The 1,799-nt window shown below is 69.5% G+C and carries 1 protein-coding gene; it reads left to right on the top strand.

Features of this window, described 5'->3' with window-relative positions:
* The first annotated feature begins 97 nt into the window (after window positions 1-97).
* A complete protein-coding gene (locus ACZ4O3_RS44065) occupies window positions 98-1,774 on the top strand; it encodes an IS1182 family transposase (RefSeq protein ID WP_467728030.1) in 1,677 nt (558 codons plus the stop codon).
* The last annotated feature ends 25 nt before the right edge of the window (window positions 1,775-1,799 follow it).

Raw genomic sequence — 1,799 nt, 5'->3', positions numbered from 1 at the left:
CGGATGCTGTTGGTTAATCCGGGGCCTGGCGTGACGTCGGCCTTCAAGACCTGGTTGTGGTCTTGAAGGCCGACGTTGTCGTATGGGGTGGGTGCGGATGTCGATGCAGCCGAAGGGGTCTGGGGAGATCCCGGCGGAGACGGTGCGGGTGGCGCGGGCCGCGTTCCCGAAGGGGGGCCTGGCGATCCGGGTGCGGGACGAGCTGGGGCCGTTGTTCACGGACGAGGAGTTCGCGGACTTGTTCCCGCAACGGGGCAGGCCTGCCTGGTCACCGGCCCGGCTCGGGCTGGTCCTGGTGTTGCAGTTCCTCGAAGGACTTACCGATCGGCAGGCCGCGGAGGCGGTCCGGGCCAGGATCGACTTCAAGTACGCACTCGGTCTTCGGCTGGAGGATCCGGGGTTCGACTTCTCGGTGCTGTCGGAGTTCCGGGACCGTTTGGTGGAGGCGGATGCCGGGCGGCGGGTGCTGGACGGCATCCTGGTCGCGGCCCGGGAGAAGGGCCTGCTCAAGACGGCGGGCCGGGCCCGCACCGACGCCACGCATGTGCTGTCGTCGGTGCGGGAGCTGTCCTGGCTGGAGATGGTGGCCGAGACCCTGCGCTCGGCGCTCAACGCACTTGCCCAGGCTGCCCCCAACTGGCTGGTGGGTGTCGCGGAGCCGGACTGGTTCAGGCACTACGCCACCAGGGCCGAGGACTCCCGCTTCCCCAAGGCCCGTGCCAAGCGTGATGAGGTGGGCTTGCGGGTCGGTCGTGACGGGATGCTTCTGCTTGAGGCGGTCTTCGCCTCTGACGCGCCGCACGGCCTGGGGACCCTGACGGAGGTGGAGACCTTACGGCAGATGTGGGTCCAGCACTTCCACCTGGTGGAGGGCGAGGTGAGGCGGCGGGACCCAAAAGACCGCCCGCCGGGCGCGTTGCGCCTGGTCACCCCCTATGACACCGAGGCCCGGGGCAGCGTCAAACGGGACATCGCGTGGGATGGATACAAGGTCCATCTGACCGAGACCTGCGAGCCGGATGCCCCGAATCTGATCACGAACGTGGCCACCACCCTCGCCACCGTCCACGACAGCGTGGCGGTCCCCGGGATCCATGGCGCGCTGGCCGAACGGGACTGCCTGCCCGGTGAGCACTGGGTCGATGCCGGATATCCCACCGCCGGCCAGGTCGTGACCGCCCGACGGGAGCACGGCGTCGTCCTGCACGGGCCGATGGCCGCCAACACCGCCGCGTCGGCCGACGGCCCTTTCGGGCAGGACGCCTTCACCATCGACTGGGACCGTGAGCGGGTGACCTGCCCGAACGGCGTCGTCAGTACGCAGTGGGCCGAGCGGCGTTCCCAGCAGGGCCTGCCCGTGATCCGGGTCCGCTTCAGCCCGGCCGACTGCCGTCCCTGCCCTCAGCTGCGCAACTGCGTCAACTCACCCTCGCCACGCCGCCGCGAGCTCAACCTCCGGCAGGGCCGCGCCGAACACGAAATCGTCCGCACGGCCCGAGCCGAGCAGCGAACCGATGCCTGGAAAGAGCGGTACAAGATCCGTGCCGGCGTCGAGGGCACCATCTCCCAGGCCGTCGGGCGCTGCGGCCTGCGCAGATCCCGCTACCGAGGCCTCGCGAAGACCAGTCTCCAGCACCAGCTGACCAGCGCCGCGATCAATCTCGCCCGCATCGACGCCCACCTCACCGGCCAACCACGAGCCCACACCCGTACCAGCCACTTCGCACGACTTCGCCCCGCCGACCAGACGATCGGCGGGGCGAAGAAGGCGTAAGGCCCCGGATTAACCAACAGCATCC

It is taken from the genome of Streptomyces sp. NPDC026515, from assembly GCF_055567595.1.
The sequence above is the reverse complement of the archived record's forward strand: the minus strand, read 5'-3'. Positions and strand labels throughout refer to the sequence as shown.

Bases quoted from the DNA above. Each gene is read 5' to 3' on its own strand.
- ACZ4O3_RS44065 (WP_467728030.1), top strand. From the start codon at position 98: ATGTCGATGCAGCCGAAGGGGTCTGGGGAGATCCCGGCGGAGACGGTG.